The 24726-nt window shown below is 71.1% G+C and carries 21 protein-coding genes and 1 pseudogene; 8 read left to right on the top strand and 14 right to left on the bottom strand.

What is annotated here, in order from left to right:
• Positions 1–50: 50 nt before the first annotated feature.
• On the top strand, positions 51–905 hold the full coding sequence (locus tag AC07EJ_RS02455) for a helix-turn-helix transcriptional regulator (RefSeq protein ID WP_389481632.1): 855 nt from the start codon (positions 51–53) through the stop codon (positions 903–905).
• A 32-nt stretch (positions 906–937) separates the two neighbouring features.
• Here AC07EJ_RS02455 and AC07EJ_RS02450 read toward each other — a convergent pair whose 3' ends face one another.
• Positions 938–1831 (bottom strand): helix-turn-helix domain-containing protein, encoded by an 894-nt coding sequence (locus tag AC07EJ_RS02450; protein WP_389481630.1) that lies wholly within the window; start codon positions 1829–1831, stop codon positions 938–940.
• Positions 1832–1866: 35 nt separating this feature from the next.
• Between AC07EJ_RS02450 and AC07EJ_RS02445 the strand changes: the two genes are divergently transcribed.
• Positions 1867–2661, top strand: coding sequence for a phytanoyl-CoA dioxygenase family protein (locus AC07EJ_RS02445; RefSeq protein ID WP_389481627.1), 795 nt, complete (start codon positions 1867–1869; stop codon positions 2659–2661).
• Between the two features lie 50 nt (positions 2662–2711).
• Here the strand turns inward: AC07EJ_RS02445 and AC07EJ_RS02440 are convergent, their stop codons facing one another.
• Positions 2712–4892 (bottom strand): acyltransferase family protein, encoded by a 2181-nt coding sequence (locus tag AC07EJ_RS02440; RefSeq protein WP_478883573.1) that lies wholly within the window; start codon positions 4890–4892, stop codon positions 2712–2714.
• A 169-nt stretch (positions 4893–5061) separates the two neighbouring features.
• On the opposite strand from AC07EJ_RS02440, the gene AC07EJ_RS02435 reads away from it, so the two are divergent.
• The gene (locus AC07EJ_RS02435; protein ID WP_389481623.1) at positions 5062–5598 is read left to right on the top strand and encodes an RNA polymerase sigma factor; all 537 of its coding nucleotides are present in this window, start codon (positions 5062–5064) and stop codon (positions 5596–5598) included.
• A gap of 61 nt (positions 5599–5659) precedes the next feature.
• On the opposite strand, the gene AC07EJ_RS02430 is transcribed toward AC07EJ_RS02435, so the two are convergent.
• Together AC07EJ_RS02430 and AC07EJ_RS02425 are read right to left on the bottom strand one after the other, a co-directional pair.
• Positions 5660–6718 carry a PucR family transcriptional regulator gene (locus AC07EJ_RS02430; RefSeq protein WP_393585132.1) on the bottom strand — a complete coding sequence of 353 codons (1059 nt, stop codon included), beginning with the start codon at positions 6716–6718 and terminating at the stop codon, positions 5660–5662.
• Positions 6719–6798: 80 nt separating this feature from the next.
• On the bottom strand, positions 6799–7536 hold the full coding sequence (locus tag AC07EJ_RS02425; protein ID WP_478883572.1) for a TetR/AcrR family transcriptional regulator: 738 nt from the start codon (positions 7534–7536) through the stop codon (positions 6799–6801).
• Between the two features lie 61 nt (positions 7537–7597).
• On the opposite strand from AC07EJ_RS02425, the gene AC07EJ_RS02420 reads away from it, so the two are divergent.
• The 3 genes from AC07EJ_RS02420 to AC07EJ_RS02410 all read left to right on the top strand — a co-directional run bounded on the left by AC07EJ_RS02420 (position 7598) and on the right by AC07EJ_RS02410 (position 10668).
• Positions 7598–9043, top strand: coding sequence for a hypothetical protein (locus tag AC07EJ_RS02420; protein ID WP_478883571.1), 1446 nt, complete (start codon positions 7598–7600; stop codon positions 9041–9043).
• An 81-nt stretch (positions 9044–9124) separates the two neighbouring features.
• Positions 9125–9565 (top strand): hypothetical protein, encoded by a 441-nt coding sequence (locus AC07EJ_RS02415; RefSeq protein WP_393585128.1) that lies wholly within the window; start codon positions 9125–9127, stop codon positions 9563–9565.
• Positions 9562–10668, top strand: coding sequence for a DUF6183 family protein (locus AC07EJ_RS02410; protein WP_478883570.1), 1107 nt, complete (start codon positions 9562–9564; stop codon positions 10666–10668). The genes AC07EJ_RS02415 and AC07EJ_RS02410 overlap by 4 nt, the downstream gene beginning before the upstream one ends.
• A gap of 7 nt (positions 10669–10675) precedes the next feature.
• On the opposite strand, the gene AC07EJ_RS02405 is transcribed toward AC07EJ_RS02410, so the two are convergent.
• The 4 genes from AC07EJ_RS02405 to AC07EJ_RS02390 all read right to left on the bottom strand — a co-directional run bounded on the left by AC07EJ_RS02405 (position 10676) and on the right by AC07EJ_RS02390 (position 15210).
• On the bottom strand, positions 10676–13462 hold the full coding sequence (locus AC07EJ_RS02405; protein ID WP_478883569.1) for a SpoIIE family protein phosphatase: 2787 nt from the start codon (positions 13460–13462) through the stop codon (positions 10676–10678).
• A 124-nt stretch (positions 13463–13586) separates the two neighbouring features.
• Entirely contained in the window at positions 13587–14018 is a 432-nt protein-coding gene (locus AC07EJ_RS02400) for a PPOX class F420-dependent oxidoreductase (protein ID WP_389481607.1), read from the bottom strand.
• Between the two features lie 159 nt (positions 14019–14177).
• On the bottom strand, positions 14178–14531 hold the full coding sequence (locus AC07EJ_RS02395; RefSeq protein ID WP_389481605.1) for a DUF1330 domain-containing protein: 354 nt from the start codon (positions 14529–14531) through the stop codon (positions 14178–14180).
• A gap of 142 nt (positions 14532–14673) precedes the next feature.
• A complete protein-coding gene (locus AC07EJ_RS02390) occupies positions 14674–15210 on the bottom strand; it encodes an NUDIX hydrolase family protein (protein WP_389481603.1) in 537 nt (178 codons plus the stop codon).
• A gap of 46 nt (positions 15211–15256) precedes the next feature.
• On the opposite strand from AC07EJ_RS02390, the gene AC07EJ_RS02385 reads away from it, so the two are divergent.
• Complete coding sequence (locus AC07EJ_RS02385) at positions 15257–15412, top strand: hypothetical protein (RefSeq protein WP_389481601.1); 156 nt, start codon at positions 15257–15259, stop codon at positions 15410–15412.
• Positions 15413–15574: 162 nt separating this feature from the next.
• On the opposite strand, the gene AC07EJ_RS02380 is transcribed toward AC07EJ_RS02385, so the two are convergent.
• The 4 genes from AC07EJ_RS02380 to AC07EJ_RS02365 form a co-directional block, all read right to left on the bottom strand.
• The gene (locus AC07EJ_RS02380) at positions 15575–17575 is read right to left on the bottom strand and encodes a hypothetical protein (RefSeq protein WP_478883568.1); all 2001 of its coding nucleotides are present in this window, start codon (positions 17573–17575) and stop codon (positions 15575–15577) included.
• A 228-nt stretch (positions 17576–17803) separates the two neighbouring features.
• A complete protein-coding gene (locus AC07EJ_RS02375) occupies positions 17804–18664 on the bottom strand; it encodes an aldo/keto reductase (protein WP_389481597.1) in 861 nt (286 codons plus the stop codon).
• Between the two features lie 95 nt (positions 18665–18759).
• Positions 18760–19608: an oxidoreductase gene (locus AC07EJ_RS02370; protein WP_389481595.1), complete on the bottom strand. Its 849-nt coding sequence runs from the start codon at positions 19606–19608 to the stop codon at positions 18760–18762.
• A 114-nt stretch (positions 19609–19722) separates the two neighbouring features.
• Positions 19723–20286 (bottom strand): winged helix-turn-helix domain-containing protein, encoded by a 564-nt coding sequence (locus AC07EJ_RS02365; protein ID WP_389481594.1) that lies wholly within the window; start codon positions 20284–20286, stop codon positions 19723–19725.
• Positions 20287–20625: 339 nt separating this feature from the next.
• Between AC07EJ_RS02365 and AC07EJ_RS02360 the strand changes: the two are divergent.
• Positions 20626–21192, top strand: a pseudogene (locus tag AC07EJ_RS02360) (cytochrome P450); the annotation flags it as partial.
• Between the two features lie 128 nt (positions 21193–21320).
• Here the strand turns inward: AC07EJ_RS02360 and AC07EJ_RS02355 are convergent.
• Positions 21321–22544 (bottom strand): cytochrome P450 family protein, encoded by a 1224-nt coding sequence (locus AC07EJ_RS02355; protein WP_478883567.1) that lies wholly within the window; start codon positions 22542–22544, stop codon positions 21321–21323.
• Positions 22545–23015: 471 nt separating this feature from the next.
• Positions 23016–24644, bottom strand: coding sequence for an alpha/beta hydrolase (locus AC07EJ_RS02350; RefSeq protein WP_478883566.1), 1629 nt, complete (start codon positions 24642–24644; stop codon positions 23016–23018).
• Positions 24645–24726: the final 82 nt, after the last annotated feature.

Below are 24726 nucleotides of genomic sequence, written 5' to 3'. Positions count from 1 at the left end.
GGGACTCCCAGTACCAGGTAGATCCGCGGCGCGCGGTGCACAGTGGAGTCATGGCGACCACGGAGTTCGGGCACACGGTGCGGCGCTGGCGCGACCGGGTCTCGCCGGAGGCTGCCGGGCTGCCCGTCGGCGGTGGCCGGCGGGCGCCCGGCCTGCGCCGCGAGGAGCTCGCCATGCTGGCCGGTATCTCCGTCGACTACGTCACGCGCCTCGAACAAGGGCGTGCGACCAACCCTTCCGAACAGGTCGTCGAGGCGCTGGGCCGGGCGCTGCGCGTGTCGGGCACCGAGCGCGAGCACCTGTTCCACCTGGCCGGGCTCGTACCTCCGGGGCAGGGCACAGTGCCCGCCTTCATCACGCCGAGCGTCCAGCGGATGCTGGACCGGCTGACCGGGACGCCCGTCGCGGTCTCCGATGCCACATGGACGCTGCTGCTCGCCAATCCCCTGTACACGGCGTTGATGGGTGAGCGGCACGGCGACGAGCGCAACGCGGTGTGGCGCAACTTCCTCGGCGCGCCCGGACGCGTCCGCCACACCCCGGATTCCCTGCGCGCGCTCGAGACCGCTCAGGTCTCCGACTTGCGTGCGGCGGCGGGCCGCTACCCGCAGGACCAGCGACTGCGGCGGCTGATCGCGGAGTTGCGTGCGACCAGCGACCGGTTCGCCGAGCTGTGGGACTCCGGAGCAGTCGGCCAGGCCGAGGCGTCGCGCAAGACCGTCGATCATCCCGAGGTGGGCGCCCTGACGCTGGACTGCGACATCCTCAGCGTCGCGGGCACCGGCCTGCGCATCATCATCTACACCGCCGAGCCCGGCACCCAGGACGCCGAACGCCTCGCGCTCCTCGGGGTCATCGGCACCCAGACACTCGCGGGTCAGCAGTCCGGCGCTCAGTGGCCGTAGGGCGGCACCGCGTCCGCCCGGTGGGCGGGCCCTCACCCCGCGGCGGATCGGTACGCCGTCGGAGGCGAGCCGTACCTGCCGCGGAAGGCGTGGCTGAAGTGGAAGGGGCCCGCGAAGCCGGAGGCCGCGGCCACCTGGGCCACGGTGAGTTCGGTACTCGTCAGCAGGCACGCCGCATGGCGCAGCCGCGCCTCCCGCAGGGCGCGCATCGGCGTGGAGCCGGTCTCCTCGACGAACAGGTGGGCGAACCGCGAGGGTGACAGGGCCACCGCCCCGGCAAGGGAGTCGACGGTGTGTGCGGCCGCAGGGTCGGCGTCGATCAGGGCCTGGGCGCGGCGGACGCGTGCATCGCCGGGGCCGGTGCCGCCGGACGGGGAGGTGGCGAGCAGCAGGGCGCGTTCGACGGAGCCCAGGGCCAGCGCGGCGGCGTCCGGTCCCGTCGCCACCGAGGCCGGGACGGTGCGGCGCGTGGCGCTCACCGGACGGGGCGGAGCGCCGGCGCCGGTCCAGCGGCTGTCCGCGTGCGCTTGCCGCAGCGCGGCGGCGACGCCGGTACGGGCTCCCGGGTGGACGTCGGGCACCACGTGGCAGCCGCTGCCGAGGTCGTACGAGCGCAGGCGCTGTTCCCACCCGGGGCGCAGCAGGAAATGGGCCCACCACAGTCCCCAGTGCTCCACCTCCGGCGCGGTCCGGTAGGTGTGCCGCACGCCCGGCGCGAGCAGCACCAGGCTCCCGGGTCCCGCAACCGTGCCTGCGCCGCCCTGGCTGACGTGACCGGCACCGGACTCCGTCCACAGCAGCAGCCAGCTCGCGGCGCCGGCCGTCCTGCGGACCGCGTAGTCGGGCTGCCCGTCGTACCGGCCGACGATCAGGACACCCGGAGGCGGCGCAGCAGTTTCACGAAGGTCTGTGGCGGACACGCGCATAGCCTGGCACACCAGGACGGTTCTACGGTCGTCCCATGAACACAGTCGACATCTCGACCTTCCGGACCTCGGGCTACGCGATCGCGCGCCAGCTCCTGTCACGCGAAGAAGTGGCCGCCCTCACCGACGGTTTCATGGACTACCCCCGGCGAGGAGCCGTACCAGGACACTTCCGGCCGTCGGCGCAGGATCCCGACGGCCCGCACGATCCGCTGCGCGAGTACCCGCGCATCATGCACCCCCATCTGATCGACGACACAGCCATGCGCTACCTCCTCGACCCGAGGATCACCGCGATCGTCGCCGAGCTGATCGACGAGGAGCCGATAGCAGCGCAGAGCATGCTGTACTTCAAGCCGCCCGGCGCGCGCGGGCAGGCGCTCCACCAGGACAACTTCTATCTGCGGGTCGAGCCGGGCACGTGTGTCGCGGCGTGGGTGGCGCTCGACCACGTGGACCGCGACAACGGAGGGCTCGAAGTCGTCCCCGGCACGCACCTCATGGACCTCTTCTGTCCTGAAGAGGCCGACCCGGACACCTACTTCACGAGGGAGTACGTGCCGCCGCCGGCAGGACTTGCGCGCGTGCCCGTCGACATGGAGCCGGGCGACGTCCTCTTCTTCAACGGCAGCCTGGTCCACGGCTCCGAGCCCAACACGACCACGGACCGCTTCCGCCGCAGCTTCGTGTGCCACTACGCACCGCGTTCGGCCCGCCGCATCGCCCGCCACTACCGCACGTTCACGTTGGAGGGCCAGGAGGTCTTCCTCGCCGAGGCGGAGGGCGGCGGCCCCTGCGGTACGGAGTTCCCGGTCGCGTCGGCGCACTAGGACCAGGGCCTGTCCGGCGGATCTTGTCGCGGACCCGGCCGGACAGGTGGTCAGCCTGCGTGCCTGGTCTCCAACGCCCTTCCCAGGACGGGCGCCAGGGCCTCGGCGTAGCCCTCGGCCATATGGCTCTCGTCCCGGTAGACGAGGGTGTCGTACACCGCGACCGGGCAGTCGCCGTGCGAGGTGCACAGCCAGGGCTGCGGGTCGATCACGAAGACGCCGGTCGAGCGTGCCGCTGCCTTCGTGGCGTTCCTGCGGGTCACGTCGTGCAACGCCTCGGGGACGCGGACCGAGCAGTCCCGGAGGTTCAAGGGGCGGGTGGCCGCGCAGTCGAGCACGTCCTCGCGGGGCCATGGCGTGTCGAGAAGCGCGACGACCCGGGCGCCGGACCGCGAGAGCTTCCGGAACGTCCGGACGTAGCCGTCGGTCCATCCCGCGAGCGGGTCGCGCATCGTCTTCGCCGGAGTGCCCGCGTCGGAGGAGGACACGAGTACGAGGGAGGGGCGGAGCTTCTCGATCTGCGCGAGCGCGACGGCGCGCCAGCGGTCACATGTCGTGTAGGGGCGGTGGGCGTTGAGCGTGGTGACCGCCGCCGCCTTGCAGGAGGCCTTGGTCATCGAAATCAGTTTCCAATGGTGCTGCAGGGCATGGAGGTTGAGTGCCGGGAACCACTGGGCCGCGTGGGAGTCGCCGAAGAGTACGACGACGTCCTTCGAGGAGCGGTCTCCGTACACACACGTGGGCGTGCTCGTGCTGGCGTAGTTCTGATGGCACCCGTCCCGGTACACGGCCGACCGTACGTCCGTGATCCCCGTCAGCGGCGGTGTGAGGTTGGCCGGCAGGCGGGTGCCGGTCGTGCCGAGGGCCTGCGTGAGGCGCGCGCCGGGGTCCGGGGCGGCGGCGAGGGCGTTCTTGAGTGCGGGCGCGGGCCGGCCGGAGCTGATCGACGGCGGGAAGGCCGCCGCGACCAGCGCGGTGGACGCCGTGACGGCGGTCAGGGCGAGGCCGAGCCGCAGCCCTCGGCCCGGACGGCCGCGCAGGGCGCGGTGGAAGCGCACCGGGTTCTCGACCAGGCGCAGGGTGAGCCAGGCCGGGAGCAGCGCGGCCACGCCGAGGGCGAGCTCCAGGTGTGTGCCGGCCGGCCTGTCCAGCGCCTTCGGCCCGATGACCAGGAACGGCCAGTGCCACAGGTACCAGCTGTACGACAGGCCGCCCAGCCAGGTCACCGGCCGTGCGGTGAGCATGCGGCGCGCTCCCGGCCACGCGGGCGAGGTGCCGCCGGCGATGACGAGCGCGGCGCCGATGACCGGTACCGCCGCGGCCGTTCCCGGGAACGGCGTGTCGGCGTCGAAGCCCACAGCGGCGGCGATCACGCAGGCGAGACCGGCCCACGTCATCGCGACGGCCACGCCGGCCGGCAGCCGCGGCGGCCGGAGCAGGGCGAGCGCGACCAGCGCACCGGCGCCCAGATCCCAGGCGCGGGTGTGCGAACCGAAGTAGGCCCAGGGCGCCGACCGCCCGGTCACGTAGACGCCGAGCCCGAACGACACCACGCACAGCGCCACCAGGGGTATCGCCAGGAGCGGGCGGCGACGCCGGGACAGTCGCCGGCCCAGGAGCAGGAGCAGCGGCCACAGCAGGTAGAACTGCTCCTCGACGGCCAGCGACCAGAAGTGCTGGAACGGGGACGGAGGGCTGCCTTCGGCGAGGTAGTCGGTGCCCGTCGCGGCGAGGCGGAAGTTGACCGCGTACAGGGTGCTGGCGAACGCGTCGCTCATGTACTCGGCGAAGCGGATCTTCGACAGGAACAGCCACGATCCGGCGAGGGTCACCAGGACGACGAGGGCCGAGGCGGGGAGCAGGCGCAGCGCCCTGCGGGCGTAGAACGCGCGGATCGATATGCCGTCGGACGCGGCCAGTTCACGCAGGAGCGAGGACGTGATGAGGAATCCCGAGATCACGAAGAAGACGTCGACCCCGACGTAGCCGCCGCTGAACCGTGCGACTCCGGCGTGGCCCAGGACGACCAGCGTGACGGCGAGGGCCCGGAGTCCCTGGATGTCCGGACGCTGCGCAGGCCCGGTGTGGGTCGCGCCGGACGGGGCTGGGGTGCGGCCGGTGTCGGGTGCGGGCTGCTGTTCCACCGTCCTCGTCGACTGCGCGGCGGGATCGGTTGCTGTCTGTCCGGCGTTCGTTCTTGCGCGAATTCCGGCGTATGGAGTCCTGGTCACGTCTGGGACTGTCCGGTCAGCCCTTCGTGTTGCGGCCGCGGGCCCTTCTTTTGAGCGCTCAACCAGGTGTTCACCCGAAGAGCGCCTTTGCGTCGTTCGGTGTTGCGCCGGCGCCCGGCACCATGGCGTGGCTCACGCAACGGCTGCCGCGGAACGGAGACATGCGGTCATGGAGGACTCACTGCGCGCCCGGATCAGGGCGGGCGACGCCGACGCCTTCGCGGAGCTCTTCGACGACACCTCTCCCGAGGTGCACCGCATGGCCTTGCGGGTGACGGGCGACTGGGCGCAGGCCGAGGACGTCGTCTCGCTCACCTTTCTGGAGATATGGCGGCTGCGGCAGACGGTGCGCCGCGAGGATGCCCCGCTGCGGCCGTTCGTCCTGGGTGTAGGCCTGAACGTCCTGCGCAACCAGACCCGCTCGGCCCGCCGCCACCGCGCGGCCCTGGCCCTGCTGCCCGCCCGCGAGCACCTGCCGGACTTCGCGGACGAGGTGGTCGACCGCATCGCGGACGCCGAACAGGTCGCGGCCGCCCGCACGGCGCTGGACCGGCTGAACCGAGCGGAGCGCGATGTCGTTCTGCTGTGCGGCTGGTCGGAGCTCAACTCCGAGGCCGCCGCACGGATTCTGGGCGTGGCTCCGGGCACGGTCCGCTCACGCCTGTCGCGGGCGAGGGCCCGGCTGCGGGCGTCCGTCGACGCCTAGGGCCTCTCGTTCGGATCATGCCGGGCTCGAAGAAGGTGGTCACAAGCAGGTCAGAAGCAGGTCAGAAGTCGACGGACGGCCAGTCGAGGAGGCGCGCTCCGATCACCGCGGTCTGCAGTGTGTAGCGGTGGACCGGGTCCGACGGGTCGGCGCCGGTCAGCTGGTGAACACGTTCCAGCCGGTACGTGAGTGCGCGCACGCTCAGCGACAGCCTCCGGGCCGCTTCGGCGCTGACGCACCCCGCGTCGAAGTAGGCGGTGAGCGTGTCGAGGAGAGGCCGCGCTCCCCCGCGGGCGTCTCTCATCGGGCCGAGCACGCTGTGCACGAGGTCGGCCATCGCCTGACGGTCGCGGGTGAGGACCGGGTAGACGAGGAGGTCGGCGGCGCGCAGAAGCGGGGCGTCGAGCTCCAGACGTTCGGCGAGGTCCAGGGCGTTGAGCGCCTCCTCGTACGACTGGACGACACCACCGGCGCCCGGCTGCGGGCGGCCGATGGCCACCTGGCACCCGTCGGTGGCGGCGTAGGCCTGCTTGGCGAAGAACGCGAGGACCTCGTCCTGGTCGCCCGGGGCGACACAGACGAGACGGCCGTCCTTGGTGGTCAGCAGAATGCTGCGGTCTCCGAAGCGGCCGATGAGCGCGCGCTCCACCTCTCGCAGGACGGCGTCCGACTCGTCGTAGGCGACGGTCCCCTGCGCGACGGCGACCGCGTGCTCGAACGACAGGCGCAGCCCGAAGCGTTCGGCGCGCTGGGCGATCAGGCCGAGGTCACTGCGCCCGTACAGCAGGTCGTCGATGAACTCCCGGCGTGCGGCCTCCTCCTGGCGTACGGCGAGACGCTGTGCTCTCTCGTAGCCCTCGGCGAAGGCGTCGACTGCTTGTGCGACGGTGGCGAGCACCCTGTCGTGCGACGCCACGGTGGCCGGCCAGTGCGTGCGCGTCGCGTCCAGGTGTGCGCCGACCAGGGCGCGCAGGCCGTGGCCCGCTTCGGCGGCGCGCTCGCCCAAGGCGCGGCGCGATTCGAGTTCGTCGCGGGTCAGACGCCTTCCGGTGGCGGCGGCCCCGGCGAGGATGCGGGCGTATCCGTCGAGAAATGCGTCGGGTATGCCCTGGTCTGCCACGTTCGCCCCTGGAATCTTGATGAGTTGCTGTCGCCTTTTTAGCGCAGGTCCGGGGTTGTTGTATCTCGGGGGTCCGACCATCACGTCCCTGACAGGCGCGCCTCGATGCCGTCGAGCAGGAACGTCAGACTGAGGGCGAACTGCTCGTCCATGTCGGGCCCGGACGGTTCCTCCATCCATCGCGCCAGCAGTTCGTGCCCGCCCCGTTCCGCCACTCCTCTGACCGCGGTGACCGCCGCGGCCAGCCGCTCCGGAGTGTCGATTCCCAACCGGCGGCGCATGGCGTGTTCCTCGGCCTCCTGCTGTGCGCCGCCGAAGACGTGGCGGTCGAGCAGGGCGGCGTACGCGACGGCCTCCCCCAGTGCGGCGCCGCGCCCCACGAGCACACGCAGCTGGAACTCGGTGCGGCGCAGCATGTGGGGACCCAGCGGGGGGCGGGTCGGGACGAGCTGCGCGAACCACAGGTGCCGCTTCGCCATCACCCAGCTCTCCGTCGCGATCCCCCGCAGGTCGGCGCGCCAGTCGGGCCCAGGCTCCGCGGGCACGGGAATCTCCGCGGTGGCGGCGTCGAGCATCAGGTCGACGAGTCCGTCCTTGCTCATCACGTGGCGGTACAGCGCCATCGGTGTGTACGGCCCGAGGCGCCGGGCGACAGCGGCCATGGTCAGGGCCTCCGCTCCGCCCTCGTCGGCGACGGCCGTCGCGGCGCGGACGATGTCGTCCCGCTCCAGCGGGCTCTGCCGGCGCTTCGACGGCTCCGCTCGGGTCCAGATCAAGGGCGTACCGAAGTCTCCGGCCGCTGTCCGCTCGTCCTTCATGGCTGTAGTTTATGCCATCAGCTAGAGTTTATGACATAAACGTAAGCGTGAGGAGAGCGTCATGGACCCGATCGCCGCACCCAGCGGGATCCGGCTCGGCATCGTCCGGGGAATCAGCTACGGCATGTTCGGCAAGCCGGATCCCTTCGTCCCGCAGATCCGGGCGCTGGGCGGCACGCTGGTGCGTGTCTATGTCTACTGGGGACAGGTCGAGCCGGAGCCCGGCCGCTACGACTGGACCGTGGTGGACGCGATCCTCGACCAACTGGACCCGGCCGACGAGGCATGGATCACGGTCTGTTCGAGCTCGCCCTGGGCCACCCGGAACCCGTCAGCCTTCCTGCCGTCGTCGCCGGCGCAGGACAATGCGAGGTACGCGCGCTTCGTGAGCAGCCTCGTGACCCGCTGCAGGGGCCGTATCGACTACTGGCAGTGCAACAACGAGCCGAGCAATACGGGCCTTCTCTGGGACGGCACCGCGCCCGAGTACGTCGAGCAGCTGACGGCCTTCCATCGCGCGGTGCGCGACGCCGACCCCGACGCCCGGATCGTCCTCGGCAGCTGCGGCTACGACGTGCTGTCGAGCCCGCCCGAAAGCGAGGAGCGCGCCTTCTTCGAGCACGTGGTGGAGCACGGCCGCGACGCGTTCGACCTCTTCTCCGTGCACCTGTACGGCGACCCGCACGACATCCCCGAACACGTGGAGTCCGTGCGCGCGATGATGCGCCGGCACGGCTACGAACGGCCTGTGGTAGCCGGCGAGTACAACGGGCCGACCCTGTTCGAGTTCCCCGAGGCCCAGGCTGCGTTCCAGGGGGAGATGATGGCGGCGTTCACATCCCCCACCACCGGTGCGGAGGCGGAGCCACCGGACCGCAGCACCATGCGGGCGCTGTACGCCCGGGAGGCCGAACTCCCCGACTCACTGCGGATGTTCCTGGAGGACTGCCCTGCGGAACTCGCCGCGCGCAGGGACCGGATCAACTGCCGCCAGGTCGTGACCCGCAACGTTCTCGCCCTGGCCGCCGGCGTGACCCGCACCGTCTGCTGGAACCTGGCGCCCGAGATCCCCGGCTACCGCGACCGGCTCAACATGATGGGCTTCCTGTTCGGCAAGCTGGCCCTGCTCGACTACGACGGACCGGACCTGACCGTACGACACCCCTCGGCCGACGCGTTCGCCCGCCTGGCCGGACATCTGGACGGTACCGACGAGGTGCGCCGCATCGAGGCCGGGGAACGTCCGGACCTGTACGTCTTCGAGGTGTCGCGGCCCGGCCGCGGCCCCCTGGAGGTCGTGTGGACGGCAGGGGACGTGTTCGCCGGCGAGGACGAGCCGCCCACGTGGATCGAGCGCCCGTGGCCGCATGCGGAGGTTCACGCCGTGGATGCCTTCGGGGTCCCCGTACCCGTGACGCGTGACGGGTCGATCGTCCGCTTCCCCGTGTCCGTGACCCCGGTGTTCCTGGAGGATCTGTCGCCCGCAGGCGGTATGGCGGAGCACTGAGTCGGGGAGGGCCGGCAGAAGCGCCACCCTGTATCCGGGACGCGCGAAGACCGTCCGGATCGGGCCTGCGAGGATCACCCGATGACAACTCCAGGCAGCGGCGATCCCGCCGAGTTCGTACGTTTCCAGGCAGTCACGCCGAACGAACGGGGACACTTCACGGGCGTGTTCGGGCTGGTCAACCGCCTCGGCCGGGCGGGCAGGCTCAGCGAGGAGCAGGAACGCTTCCGGCGCGAGAACAACGCCTGGTACGACCTCGCGTACCCCGACCCCTCGAAGACGGATCCGTCGGTCTACGACCCGGCGGTCAACCCCACCGCCACGGCCTGGTTCAAGCCGACGGCGACGCACCTCATAGACCGCGTCGGCGGCTACCTGGAAATCCTCGCGGCGCACGGCGTCGAATGCCGCATGGTCCGGTCCGCCGACCCGGGCCAGGTCATCTACGAGGACGAGGTCCAGATCGTGGTCGTGACACCGCAACCCCTCCGCCGTCCCCGCCCTGTAGGTGACCGACCGTGACAGACGCCATGGATGACCTCCGCCCTCTCGACTGGGACCAGGTCGAGCAGCGCGCGGCGCGCGGTGACAGTTCGTATCTGCGGGAGTTGGGAGGGCGCCTCGCCGACCGGCGTGAAGCCGCCGCCGAGCAGGCAAGGGAGTACGGACGCCATCTGGCCCATGTCGTACGGGTACTTGCCCTCACCCCCGGGCGTGACAGCCTGACGCATCTGCTGCGGCTCCTCGACGAAGAGTCCGTGGGCCCCGTCCACCCGGGCTTCGTCGCCTCGCTCGTCGCCGAGCACCAGGACCCCGCCGATCTGGCGGCCACCGCGTTCGACCGTCCCCACGCGGACCGCCTTGACGATCTGCGCGGCTGCCTCTTCCACGAGTTGCTCCTTCGCGGCGTGGACATCAACGCCTTCTGGCCGCTGCGCACCTGGACGATCGTCCGGCCGGGCTGGCATGCCCTCACGTGGCTGCCGGTGGAGCGTCGCGCCATGGAGGCCGTCGTCGACTTCCCCAGCCGCTCACTGCGCGGCTCCGCCGGCGGCAGCGGGTCGGTCCTGCCCACCGAGGGCCGGATGGATCCGCCCACGCCGCGTGCGACCGACCGCAGCGCCCTTCAGGACGTCGCCACCAGGGACGTGTACGAGAGCATCGTCGCCGCACCGGAGGCGGGAGAGTGGGGTGACCAAGGGGCGTGGGTCTTCAGGCTCGACGAGGCGATCGCACCGGAGCAGGTGCCGACTCTGCTTCCGACGCTTCCCATGCCCTGCGTCGACGGACTCGGCCCCACGGGGCGCTTCGAGATCGCGATCCGCCCGGTGGACGAGATATGGCGGCTGCTCTTCGCCACGGCGTCGATGGGCGGCATGTACGGCACGGGCGTCCAGGGTGCCTACGGGCGGCTCTGGGCGTGGCGCTCGCTGGCGGGCCTCAGCGGAGCCGCCGCGGGCGCGAGCGCCGAGGAGGTCGAGCGCCACGCGAGCCAGAGCACGTGGTTCCACTTCGAGGCCGACGCGGAGTGGTTCCACAACGACTGCTGCTCCGACTACGGCATCGCCGCGCTCTCGCCCGACCGTCGCCGGCTCGCCGTCCTCGCCGCCACGGACACCGACTGACGCTCCATCAGATCTCTGGTTCCACCCACTGGTCCAGGAAGTCGTCGCCGAGGTCGGGGACAAGCTCCTGCTCTCCTGCGTGCGGGGACAGCTCGGCCCAGATCACCTTGCCGCGCGGCGGATAGCGCGTCCCCCAGCGTTCCGCGTAGTGGGCGACGAGGAACAGCCCTCGTCCGCCCTCGTCGGTGGTGGCGGCCCGGCGCAGATGGGGTGCTGTGCTGCTGCCGTCGGAGACCTCGCAGATGAGGTTGCGGTCGTACAGCATGCGGACCTTGATGGGCTGGGTGCCGTAGCGGATGGCGTTGGTGATCAGTTCGCTGAGGAGGAGCTCGGTGGTGAACGCGATCCCGTCGAGGCCCCACGCGTCGAGCTGGCGCAGGCACCCGGAGCGTACGGTGGCCACGGCCGCCGGATCGGAGGGCACAGCCCACTCGGCGACCCGGCCGGGGTCGAGGAGCCGGGTGCGGGCCACCATCAGGGCGACGTCGTCGTCGGGCCGTCCCGGCAGCACCGCGTCGAGGACGTCCGCGCAGGTCTCCTCGGGTGTACGGTCCACCTTGCTGGTCAGGGCGGCGCGCAGCAGCTCGGTGCCGGTGTCGAAGTCGCGGTGGCGGTCCTCGATCAGGCCGTCGGTGTACAGCACGAGCCGGGAGCCTTCGGGCAGGAGCAGTTCGAGGGTCTCCATCGGCATGCTGGCGCCGAGCCCGAGGGGCGGGGACACGGGAACGTCGAGGAAGGTGACGGTGCCGTCGGGGCGGACCACTGCCGGTCCGGGGTGGCCCGACGAGGCCATCGTCACGCGTCCGGTGACCGCGTCGTAGATCGCGTACAGGCAGGTCGCCCCGGCGATGCCCGCGCCGTCGCCGTCGCCGTCGCGTGCGACGTCGGCGTCGATGCGGGCGACCTGTTCGTCGAGGTGGCTCAGGAGTTCGTCGGGGGTCAGGTCGAGGGACGAGAAGTTGTGGACGGCGGTACGCAGCTGTCCCATGGTGGCCGCCGCGCGTACGCCGTGCCCCACGACATCGCCGACGACCAGCGCGACACGGGCGCCGGGCAGCGGGATGAGGTCGAACCAGTCGCCGCCGACCCCCGCTTCGGCCGGGAGGTACCGGTGGGCGACCTGGAGCGCGGACTGCTCGGGGAGCGCTCCGGGCAGCAGGCTGCGCTGCAGCGTGACGGCCATGGAGTGTTCGCGGGTGAAGCGGCGGGCGTTGTCGATCGCCACGGCGGCGCGGGCCGCCAGCTCCTCGGCGGTGGACAGGTCCTCCGGCTCGAAGGGCCCCGTGCTCTCCAGGCGCCAGAAGTCGGCGAGGCCCAGCACGACGCCGCGCGCGCTCAGGGGCACGCTGATCAGGGAGCGGATGTCGTGTTCCAGAATCAGCTGGGCCCGCTCGGGGTTCTGGGTTCGCCAGCCGCCGACCTCGCTCAGGTCTTCCTCGAGCACCGCGTGGCCGTTGCCCATCGACTGCGCCATCGGCGTCAACGGGGCGAACCGGATCAGTTCACCCACCGGATAGAACACGTCCTTGCGCGAAATGCCCCTGACTACCATGCGGCGCATTTCGGTGGTGTCTCCGCTGGGCTCGCCGCCCCTGATGACGTCGTCCAGGAGCTCGACGGTGACAACGTCCGCGAAGCGGGGAACGGCGACATCGGCCAGTTCCTCCGCGGTGTGTACGACGTCCAGGGTCGTACCGATGCGTACGCCCGCGTCGTAGAGGAGCTGCAGGCGTTCCCGGGCCGACTGGGCCCTGCCCGCGAGGGCCCGCAGCTCGGTGGAGTCCCGCAGCGTCACCGCGTTTCCGGCCGGCCCGCCGTACAGGGCGGTCGACCGCACGTTCACCGCGAGCAGGCGGTCGCCCGCACGGTGCACCTCGTCGGTCACGACCCGTTCGGCGACGAGGAGTTCGGCCAGGTGCGGGGCGAGACCGAGGTCCGCGATGCTCCGCCCTTCCGCGCCCGGGGGCAGGTCCAGGAGCCGTTTCGCCTCGTCGTTTGCGAGCAGCAGGCGGCCGTCCCCGCTGGTGATGAGCACGCCCTCCTTCACGGCGTGCAGGACCGCGTCGTGGTGCTCGTACATCCGCGAGAGCTCGGTGGGATCCAGGCCATGGGTCTGGCGCCGCACCCTCCTGCTCACGAGAACCGAGCCGGCCGTCACGATCAGTAGCGCCCCTGCGGCGGACCCCAGCAGCAGAGGCAGCCTGTCCGACACCCCGGCGTTCACGTTCTCCACGGTGATCCCGACGCTCACGAGGCCCACGACGGAACCGTCGGTGTCGATGACCGGGACGGTCGTGTTCACGGCGGGGCCGACGGAGGTACGGAAGGTGGCGGTCATGGTGTGACCCGCGAGCGCAGGCGCGAACGAGCCGATCACGTGCTTGCCGATCAGGCTCGGGTCGGGGTGGGACCAGCGGATGCCCGCCCGGTTGAACGTCACGACGTAGTCGACGCCGGCCGCCTTGCGGGCCGCCTCCGAGCTGGGCTGGAGCACGGCGCCGGGGTCGGTGGACTTCATGGCGCTCAGCGTCCCTGGGGAGTGGGCGAACGCCTCCGCGGTCGCGACCGAGCGCTGCGCGGCCTCCTTCATGGCGAAGTCCCTGGTCTGGAGCACGAGTGCCGTACCGGCCGCGACGACGAGCAGCACGGTCAGTGTCAGCTGCAGCAGAAACACCTGGCCTGCGACGCTGTGCACGCTGACGAGGGAGCGGAGGCTCTGTCCCCAGGAGGGCCGCGGCTCCCCGAGAACGGCGCCCTCCTGTCGGGCGGCAGGCCGCCCGAGGGACTGCGTCATATCCCCTTTGTAACACCCTGCGTGAACAGGGGCGAAGGGCACGCCGGTCCCCTGATCGCCGCGCGGCCGTGGCGGACGGCATTCTCCCGGGCGGGTTCACTCGAGAGGTGACCCGGCGAACGCGTCAGCCTGCCTGGGACCCGTACACGCGCTCGACCGTCATCGTCATGAGCACTCTGCGGTCCGACACCATCACCGACCGGTACTCGTCCCAGTCGGGATGCTCGCCGGAAGCGGCGCGGTAGTAGCCCACGAGGGCCTCGACCTCGGGGCCATTCGGGTCGGTTCCCGGTCCGACGAGCGTGACCGGGCCCTCGGCCGTGGCCCATGACCAGCCGTCGGAGCTGGTGACCTCCAGTGCGGCGCGCGGGTCACGGCGCAGATTCGCCGTCTTGGCGCGTCCCTCGGTCATCGAGACGTAGAGCAGACCGGCCTCCTCGTCGTAGAAGGGCATGACGGGGGAAAGCTGAGGCAGACCGTCCGACTTGATCGTGGCGAGGACACCGAGTCGGCTCTGGGCGAGCAGCGTGCGCGGGCTGAACGAAGTGTCGGTCATATTCACCACCAAGTCCCGATCCGACGCCGCTATTCCCCTTGGCCGCCCGAAGACTCCCGATGACACCCGATCACCCCATCGCAGGACCGGGCTCCCGCGGCCCCTCCACGGCAACGTCCCACGACTCCGGTCACGCTCGTCGTCACTCTCCGGCCTGCCCTACTCGCCCGGACGCACCGCCTCCGCATGCAGTTTCGCGGCCCGGTCGGCCGGGTCGTAGTCCGGTCCGACGCCCTCGATCAGCAGCAGATCACCCTCGATGTGGTCGGCCCGAAGCCGCAGAATGGCCTGGTACGGGGGCGAGTTGTACCAGGCACGAGCCTCGGCGAGACCGGGGAACTCGATCAGCACCATGCTGCCGGGCCAGCTCCCCTCGACCACTTCGGCGGGCGGACCATGGATGACGAAGCGGCCGTCGAAGGGATCGAGCGTGGCCTGGATGCGCTCCAGGTACTCGATGATGTCGGCGTGATGCCGGCGGCTGCGGAGATGCGCGAAGCCATAGGCAGGCATGGTCGGGCTCCCTCGTTCAGGTCCTCGCGGTGCGAAGACGAGAACCTGAACGTAGCCCGCGGGCATTTGGGGGTCGATTACCTCTGAGGTAACTGCCAGGGGGGCGCCGAGGCGTTCATGGGGCAGCCGCCCGGCCCCTTGCTCAGGAAAGGGCCCCCACGTACGCGAGGGCCTGCTTCAGGAGGACGCCGTGCCCGCTCGGCATCTCGTTCTGGACCACATGCGACGAAGCCTCCTCCGGGGTGAACCAGACCAGGTCGAGCGCGTCCTGCCGGGGCCGGCAGTCACCGGTCACCGGGACGATGTACGCGAGGGACACGGCATGCTGACGCGGGTCGTGGAACGGCGTGACTCCGAGCGTCGGGAAATATTCGGCGACAGTGAACGGCTGCAAGGACGCCGGCACGCGAGGCAGTGCCACGGGGCCGAGGTCCTTCTCCAGATGACGCAGCAGCGCGTCACGGACGCGTTCGTGGTGCAGCACCCGGCCGGAGACGAAGGAACGGCTGACCGTCCCGTCCCGCCCGATGCGCAACAGCAGTCCGATGTGGGTGACTTCACCATTGTTGTCGACTCGCACCGGTACGGCTTCGACGTACAGGATCGGCATGCGTGCGCGCGCCAGTTCAAGTTCCTCGGAGGTGAGCCAGCCGGGCGTGGTTTCGGTCGTATCAGACATTGGGCGATCGTACTTTCCACGTCTCCCGGGTCACGCACGCCGCTCCATGCAACGCCCCGATCGGGGACGGACGGTCGTACGCGATTCAGGCAAACGGCACGAGCCGGAACACCGGGTGCCGCGCCGCCTCGGCGGCGAACTCCTCATGCTGGAACCGGCCGTCGCGGCTCGGGCCGCCCTCGCCGGCGACGTGGCGGCGTAGCGCCCCGCCGTCACGGGGATGGGACGGCGGGGGCTGCCACGACGAGCGTGACTGTTCAAGCTTCACAGACTCCGGACTTGATCGGAACCACGCCTCGCGAACGGACGGACACCCGGGGCGACGGAGACCATCCGAGCCCCAGGTAGACGTGGGTCCGGGGCGTCACCAGGCCAGCATCAGCCAAGCGCGATGCGGCAGTTCCGTCTCGGCCGTGATGCCTTCCGCGCCGTGGAGCACACTCGCCGGTTCCGGGGTCTTCAGGGGGTCGAGGCGGACCGACGAGACCGCGTCGGGTGGCGTGGGGACGTCCACGTGGGGCAGGGCGGGGTCGAAACTGCCGTTGGCTATGGCGAGTCGGGTCACCCCGTCCTGGTGCGACAGGTGCGGGATCAGGTGCGGTCCGCCGCTGACCAGGGGCAGCGCCGGGTCCGGTCCTTCGAGGAACCGGATGACGGCGTGGATGACGCGCTGCCCGAAGTCGTCCCGGGGCAGGTCGGCGGGGTCCGTGGCGGCGAGTACGGCGACGCGGCCCCCGAGCTCGTTGACGTATCCGCAGCTTCCGGCACCCCAGGCGTCCTCTCCCGGCGTGAGGATGTGCGTCCACACCACGGCGTCCGGATGCGGGCTCAGACGGGCCAGCGCCGGCTGTGTGTTGACGCTCAGCAGCGTGCCGACGATGTCGGGGTCGGGGTGGTGGGTGATCTGTTCGAAGCTGAAGGGGTCCGCCGCCTGCGCGTCCTCGCGGTCGACGACCTCGGCGACCTGGACACCGAGGAGGCCGCCGAATCCGCGCTGGGTCAGCACGTCGGCCGCGACCCCGTCGAGCAGCAGCCCGCCCGCCAGCATCTCCCGGATCTCGTCGTCGTCGAACGCCCAGGCCAGGGTGCCGAAGACAGCCTGCACCGGTGCCTTTGAGGCGGTGACCGGGATGCCGTACCGCAGCAGGAAGTCGGCTGCGCCTCGCGGGCCGGTGCGCAGCTCGTCCAGGCTGCCGGACCGGGTGCGGACGTGAGCCGCCGCGTCCTGCCGGTACGGCAGCCCGACACCGAGTGTCCGGGCGTGCTTGGTGTGGCGTCCCGCGATCCAGTCGAGGGCCGGGCGCGAGCGGCGCAGCAGCCGAGTGGTGCCGGGGAAGCGGTCGGGGCGGCCGGCCTGCATCGGGTGGACGTTGAGGAACAGCGCGTCCGCGCCGGACAGTTGAGCCGTGGTCATCTCGGACCAGGTCTGCACGTCCGACTTCGACCAGGTGGTGTGCGGCCAGTTCTCGATCTCCGGCTCGGACTCGACCCAGGCGGGCCGCAGCGCGCGCTGGGTTTCCAGGAGCCACATCTGGCTGCTGAGTGAGCGCGGGGCGCTGTCGCTGTACGGGGCGAAGTGCGGGCGGTGCGTGGCGCGGCCCTGTACGGCCAGTGCCTGGAACAGCGCCGGCCAGTCGCGGCCCTCGACGGAGTGGACGTCGGGCAACGAGCTCATGAGACCGAGTCGGGACCGCCCCGCCGAACGCTCCTCCACGACCTCGCTCAGCCGCTCGGCGATCTCCGTCTGGAGGGTGCGCCAGACTTGCTGGAGGAGGGCGCGCCACGGGTGCGGCGGGCCGGGCTCGGCGATCACCCGTGCGACCTCGTCGCGGGTCACAGGTCGGCCGACGAGATCGGCCAGCCGGTCCAGGACGGGGGTCTCGAAGCCGCCGCCCCAGTCCAGCGGGGCATGATTGTGGTAGCGGAAGTCGTCCTCCAGCCACAGCACGCGGAGGCCGAGTCCGGCGAAGCGTCCGTAGTGGGCGTACAGCCAATCGCGCCAGCGGGGGCAGGCGAACGAGGCCTGCGCGGCGGCGGTCCGCCCGGTGGGCGACACCATCGGCCGGAAGCCGTGACCGTCCTTGCGGCCGCGGTCCGCGTGGCCGGTCGTCACCCAGGGGTTGAGGCTGACGTCGAGTCCGGCGTCGCGCAGAATGCCGCTGACAGCGGCCGTGGTCTCGTACCAGCGGTCTTCGGCCTCACCGGAGAGATAGCCGTCGAACACCTCCTCGGCGGCCAGCAGGAGGACGACTTCGTCGACTCCGGCTTCCTGGCAGGCCCGAGCCAGGGCGGTCGCGTGCGAGACCACGTCGGCCGGGTCCTTGCGGGGAGGAAGCTGGAATCGCAGGTGGTAGCGCGCCGACAACGTGACTCTCCTTGTACGAGGGCGGGCGCGGCCGGTGGCTCCGCCGGCCCACCGCCCTGTTCGCCCGCGCAGCTCCGAGACGTGACGAGGGGAGCGGACGCGAGGAACCGACGATCTGAGGACGAAGGAAAGCTATCTGCTTGAAATTGCTCGGTCAATGAAACTTTCGAGCAGTTTCGAGCACACTAGGGGGAGGTGCGGCGGCTGGGGCCGGCCGGGCGAGAAGTCCTAGTCCGCGTCGAGCTCGGCGAGCTCCGCGGCCGTGAGTTCGAGTTCCGCCGCCGCTGCCGAGTCCTCGATGGTGGACGGACGGGACGATCCAGGGATCGGCACGACGACCGGGGACTTGGCCAACTCCCAGGCCAGACAGACCTGTTGGGGACTGACGCCGCGCGCCTCGGCAATGCTCGCGAACGCCGCGTGCGCCGAACCCAGGGCACCCGCACGGGAGATGCCGCCCAGCGGGCTGTAAGGAAGGAACGCGATGCCGAGCTCGTCGCACAGGCGCAGTTGCGGTTCGCTCTCGCGGGACGCCGGCGAGAAGTTGTTCTGGACGGACACCAGCCGCTCGCCGAGAATGCCGTGGGCCTCAAGGAGTTGACCGGAATTCACGTTCGAGATGCCGATCGCGCGGATCTTGCCCGCGTCGTACAGATCCCCCATCGCGCCCACCGATTCCGCGTACGGCACGTTCGGGTCGGGGACGTGCAGCTGGTAGAGCCCGATGGCGTCCACTCCGAGGCGTTCGAGCGATCCCTCGCACGCCTCCCTCAGGATCGCCGGGTCGCCATTGAACAACCACGCCCCGTCGGCTCCGCGCGCCGCCCCGCCCTTCGTGCCGACGAGCACCCCCGAGGTGTCGCCGCCGTACGACGCGAGCGCCCGCGCGATCAGCGACTCGTTGTGCCCGGTCTCGGAGGAGTCCAAGCAGTACGCCATGGCCGTGTCGATGAACGAGACCCCCGCATCGAGGGCCGCGTGGACGGTCGCGACCGCCTGCGCCTCGTCCGGCCGCCCTTCGATGGACAGCGGCATCCCGCCGAGCCCGATGGCGCTGACCGTCACACTGCCGATGCTGCGGTACTGCATGACCATGCCTCCCCATGAGAGTGAAGCGACGCGACGCCCGCGACTCTATGCTCACGCGGTCCTGCGGGCCGGTGTTCGACGCTGCTGCGGCTACGTCACGCCGGGCCGCCCGACGGCGCCAGGTCCGTCGACATGGCCAGGGCGCGGTGCCGGTCGAGTTCGCGCTGGACGCCGTCGAGTTTGACCTCGACCCGGGCCACGGCGTCGGGGCCGAGAACGAGGCGGAGCGGGGGTTCGGGGGCGTCGGTCAGGCCGACGACGGCGGCAGCCGCCTTGGCGGGGTCTCCGGGCTGTCGGTGGTTGACGTCCGCGAGGGCCTTGCGGGTGGCGCCCGCGGTGGGGGCATAGTCGTCGATCACGTGGCGTTCGGTGTAGAGGCTCGACGCGTCGAGGAAGTCGGTGCGGAAGCCGCCGGGTTCGACGACGGTGACGTGGACGCCCAAGGGGGCGAGTTCGCCGTGCAGTGCCTCGGTGATGCCTTCGACGGCGAACTTCGTCGCGCCGTACAGGCCGACGCCGGGAGCGGTGGCGAAGCCACCGACCGAGCCGATGTTGATCACGTGTCCGGACCGCTGGGCCCGGAGCGTGGGCAGCACGGCCCGCAGGGTGCTGAGCACTCCGAAGACGTTGATGTCGAACGCGGCACGGACGGCCTCGTCCGAGACCTCTTCCACCGCCCCGAGGAGGCCGCGCCCCGCGTTGTTCACCAGGACGTCGATGCGGCCGTAGCGCGCGAGAGCGGCGTCGACCGCGGTGCGTATCGTCGCCTCCTCGGTGACGTCCAGGTCCACGGCGAGCAGGGCGTCGGACGCGTCCGGGAACGCACGGCGAACGGCCTCGGCATCGCGCGCCGTGGCGACGACCTCATGCCCTCGCGCCAACGCCTCCCGCACGATCTCCGCACCCAGTCCACGCGAGGCGCCGGTGATGAACCAAATAGACATGTCTCCTGCTTTCGTGAGCGTGACTGACGGCATGTGCCGCAGGGGTCCGTACGTGCCATGCGCGCTGTACGGGCCTACGGGCTTACGGGCTTACGGGCTTACGGGCTTACGGGCTTACGGGTGCCCCGGTACGGCACGGGCGAAGGTGAAGACGGTTTCCCGCTCCTGGCCGTCGTCGGGGAGTTCCCGGTCGGCCCATCGGTCCATGACTTCCACGATCTCGTCCTTGAACTGGGCGAGTTCGGCATCGGTCATCCGCAGCCACACCTCGGCGACGAAGGGGCCGAGCGGCCAGCGCTGCTGCTCGGACTGGGGCCGATCCGCCCAGCGGCGCACCTGGTTGATCTGCCGCTCGAGGTTGAGGGACTCGGCGGCGTGCGCGACGGCCTCCCCCGCCGCGTCGTCGGCGAAGTCGACGGAGGACCACAGGAGCTTCGGCGTGGTGCGCCGCCACCACCGTTCGCGACGGTCGCGGGCGAGTTCAGGGGCCTCCTCGATCAGCCCCGCGGCGGCCAGCGCCTTCAGGTGGTGACTCACATTGCCGACGGCTTCGCCCGTCGCCTGCGACAACGCGCTGGCGGTGGAAGGGCCGTCGAGCTTGAGCAGGTCGAGCAAGCGGCGACGGACCGGGTGGGCCATCGCGGCCAGCACCCGGGAATCGGTGATCGGAGGGGCCATACGGGCGACACTACTTACACAAGAGTTCTTGTGCAATGATTCTTGTGGAACTTCCTCAACCACGGTGGAACAGGTCCTGCGGATCGACGCGCACCCAGCCCTGCCGCGTGGAGGGCGGGCGCGGGACCTCCCGGTGCAGGGCGCGCCATTGATGCACGAGCGCGTCGTAGATGGGCGTCGGCGAGGCGGCCCCGCCCGTGCCCAGCGGGGCAGCGTGACGGGGTCGGGGCGCAGGAACGCTTTTGCGCTGGTCGTTCATGCGCTGCCCAACGACCGCGTCCGCTCCTGGCCACGCCATTGGCGGGGGATCTTTCCCAGGACACATATCCGAGCGGTGTGATGCGGGCCGCGTACCGCCAGGCGCAGCCCGGGGCGGGCGAGCGCAACTGCGCCCGCGAGTCCCTGTCCGACGACGGGCTGGGCGCCCGGATCTGGGAGCACGCCGGGGCGGGGCGCCTGAGCGGCGAACAGGCGACGCTCCTGATGCGCGCGATGCTGTCGGCCGGTCTGGACACCACGGTGATCGCCATCGGCAACCCGCTGCGGGCCCTGGCCCACGACCCCGGGCAGTGGGCCCTGCCGCGCGAGGATCCGGGCAGCATCCGGTTCGCCGTGGACGAGTCGTTCCGCCACGAGTCGCCCTTCCATGCCTTCTACCGGACGGCCGCACGCGACGCCCGTCCGGGCGGGGGTCCAGTGCCGGGCGGGGCGAAGGTCCTGCTGTTCGTCGGCGCGGCCGACCGCGGCCCGAGGCGATGCGGGCCTGACGCCGACGCGTTCCGGGTCACACGGGCGGCGAGTGGCCATCCGGCGTTCGGGATGGGGATCCACCAATGTGTGGGGCAGCCGATCTCCCGGCTCGAGATGGAGGTACTCCTCCGCGCGCTGGTCCGCCGCATCGAGCACCTGGAACCCGCCGGTCCGCAGACCCCGTTCGTGCACAACACTCTGCGCGGCTGGTCATCGGTCCCGGTGCGCGCGGTGGCCGGCTGGGCTTGCGGAGCGCCGGCCGCCGCGCGGGCCCGAATCCGGGGTCAGGCCTTCGTCAGCCTCATGGGAATCGCCTTCAGGCCTCCCACGATGAAGCCGCCGGCCGGCTCCAACGACTCGGTGGGCAGGGCGAGTTCCAGGTCGGGGAAGCGGTCGAAGAGGGCCGGGAGGGCGATCGCCGCTTCCATCCGGGCCAGGGGTGCGCCCAGGCAGCGGTGGACTCCGTATCCGAAGCTGAGGTGTTCGGCGCTCGGGCGCCGTGCGTCGTACTGGTCGGCGGTGGCCCCGTGTTGCTGCGGATCGCGCCCGGTGCCCGCGAACGACGCCAGGATCGCCTCGCCCTTGCGGATGGTGGGGCCGTCCGGGATCTCGATGTCCTCGACGGCGAACCGGAGCGGAAGGTTGGCGACACTGGGGGCCCAGCGGAGGGTCTCCTCGATCACGTCGTTCCAGGAGAGCTCGCCCGCACGGACCAGGTCGAGCTGCTCCGGGTGCGTGAGCAGGGCGTGAACGGCGTTGCCTATGAGGTTGACCGTGGTCTCGTGGCCGGCGACGAGGACGAGCAGGAGCGTGTCTATCAGCTCCTGTTCGGTCATCCTGTGGCCTTCCTCGTCCCGCGCGGCGACCAGCACGCTGGTCAGGTCCGACCCGGGTTCCTCGCGCTTGAGGCCGGCCAGCCCTGTCAGCAGTGCCTGGACGTCGACGTACGCGGCGCCCGCCTCCTCCGGGTCGACGGAGGTCATGATGATCTCGGAGAGCCGGGCCAGTTCGGCGCGGGTGTCGCCCTCGGGGATACCGAACAGCTCGCAGATGACCTGCATCGGCAGCTGGTGCGTGAAGGTCTCCCGGAGGTCGACCACAGATCCCGGTGGCACCGTGCCGAGTTCGTCGAGGAGAGCGGTGGTGATGCGCTCGACCGAGGGCAGCATGGCGTCGGTGCGCCGGGCCGTGAACGCCGGTGCGATGAGCTTGCGCAGCCGTCGGTGATCGCTCCCGTACGCCGTGAACATGTTGTTCACGCCGACCCAGGTGGCCAGCCAGGACTCGTGGTACTCGCCGCGCTGCCACGCGGGCCAGTGCCGGCGGGCGTCCTTGGACACGCGTGGGTCGGTCAGCAGGTCCTTGAGCAGGCTGTGGCTGGTGATGGCCCACGCCTCGGGGCCGTCCGGGAGTCGGACGAGCGTCGCCGGGCCCGAGGCACGCAGCCGGGCGGCCTCGGCGTGGACGTCGGCACCGGCCGGGTCGAGTGCGACGGGTTGCGGTCCCATGATGTGGCTCCTGCCTGGTCGGGATCGTAGGGCCGGACAGTGACGCGCCCCGCGGCGCGAGAGCCCTGACGAACCTATCCAAGATCATTACGGGCATCAGGCAGAGATGGCCGGATCGATGCGGTCCGGCCAGGGCGGCCGGTCACCCGAAGGCAGTTTCGGCGGGGCGGACGCGCGTGACGCCGCCGAGTGGACCGGTCTTCTACGGGTCCCGTCTTGACCGAAAGTCAACTTCCCAACGGACAGTCAACAGACCTTTCAATACTGCCGAGTTGGCCCGGTCGGCAGTCCGGAGCCACCGCCCGCAGACGACTCATGGCACTCCCGCCCCACTCCTCGCACGCCGTCCCGTGCGAAACAGTGCCGGAGGTCCTCATGGCGGTCCGTGCCGCGATCCGCTCGACGGTGTCGTCGTCCGACGCTCCAGTCGGCCGTTCTGTTCAGTTCGTGAAGCCGTGCGTTGTGGCCGACTCAATGGGCGGGGCCGGCCATCCCACCGCCGCCGGTGGCGACGCCGCCGACCGTCTTGGGCGCGGGGAAGGGGGGCTCGTCCTGCCGGCAGGACGTTCCGGCCGGCGGGAGCGTGCCGTCGACCAGGTACCGGCTCTCGTACGTCTTCACGCAGCTGCTGGGGTTGATCAGTGCGGTGTGACCGTATCCCTCGTGGGTGAGCAAGCGGGCGTCGGCCATTTCCCCGGCCAGCGCCTGCGCGTCCGCGTAAGGAGTAGCGGGGTCGTACCTGGTGCCGACCAGCAGGACCGGGTGTGCCGTCGGCCTGTTCCACGGGCCGCGGTAGCGGTCGGCCGCGACGGCCGGCCAGGAGACACACGCCACGGTGGCCCAGGTCCAGAAGCGTCCGGCGTCTCCCGCGCGGGCGGCGGCGGCCTCTTCCATGGCGTGGTAGGCGGCGGGGTCACGCGGATTGGGGCTCTCCCCGCAGGCCACCGCACTCGCCTGTTCCTCGCCGAGGTACGGATCCGGATGCGGGACAAGTGGCGGGGGCGGGAGTGGGGACGCCTTGGGGACGCGACCCTGCCAGAGGTCCCGCAGCCTGCCGGCGAGGTCCGGCCAGCCCGGGTGGACGATGTAGAGGCCGCTCACCACGTCGGCGACCGTACGGCCGTAGGTCCACTCACCCACGGGTTGCGCCCGCAGCCGCCGCATCAGCTGGTCGAACCTGTCCCGGGTCGCTTTCGGGCTGCCGGCCGAGAACGCGCAGCCCGCGGTGTCCGTGGATCCGCACAGGGTGAGGAACCGGTCCAGGACCGCTGCCGCGGAGCGGTCCGAGCCCATGCGCAGGAACGTGGTGAGCCGGGGGTCCGCGTCGGAGGCGTGGTTCGTCCAGGCCTGCGGATCGATGTCGCTGTCGAGGACCATCGCGCGGACCCTGCCGGGGAACAAGTTGGCGTACGTGGCGCCCAGGATCGTGCCGTAGGAGATTCCGAGATAGGTGAGTTGTGCGTCGCCCACCGCCCGGCGCAGCCCGTCGAGGTCGCGCGCGGTGTCGGCGGTCGACACATGGCGCAGCAGTTCGGGGTCACGCCGCTGACAGCGCCGGGCCAGGTCCTTGTACGCGGCGAACACGGCCGCTCGCTGCTGCGCGCCCACGGGGACGCCGGCCGGTTTGCCCGCGTTCCACGCGGCGGCCTCCCCGGGAGTCGCGAAGCAGTTCACCGCGGTGCTGCTGCCGATGCCGCGGGTGTCCCAGCTGACGATGTCGAACCGCTCCCGCACCTCGCGCGGGAAGGCCTCGTAGTTCTGCGGCATCTGGACCGTTCCCGGCCCGCCGGGTCCGCCGGGGTTGAAGAGCAGGGTGCCGATGCGTCGGCCGGGGCCGGTCGCCTTCCGTTTGACGACTGCCAGTTCGATGGTGCGGCGGCCTGGGTCGTCGTAGTCCAGCGGCACCTTCGCGGTCGCGCAGTCGAACGGGCTGCCTGGAACGCAGGGTCTCCAGTCCAGCTTCGGGGCCGGCACCGAAGGTGTGGGCGATCCACCGGCCTGGGCGATGATCTGCCCGGTCAGAACGGTCGAGCAGGTCACCAACGCGGCGATGACCGCGGCACAGACCCGACGGCCCGCCGTCGGTCCGGATATGTGCATGCGTAGTCCTTCCACGGCTGAGGGCCGAACGCCCTTCGGCGCGGGACGTCGGCACGCATCTGTGCCAACGGCACCGCGGCCC

Source organism: Streptomyces sp. NPDC045026 (assembly GCF_056432625.1).
The sequence above is the reverse complement of the archived record's forward strand: the minus strand, read 5'-3'. Positions and strand labels throughout refer to the sequence as shown.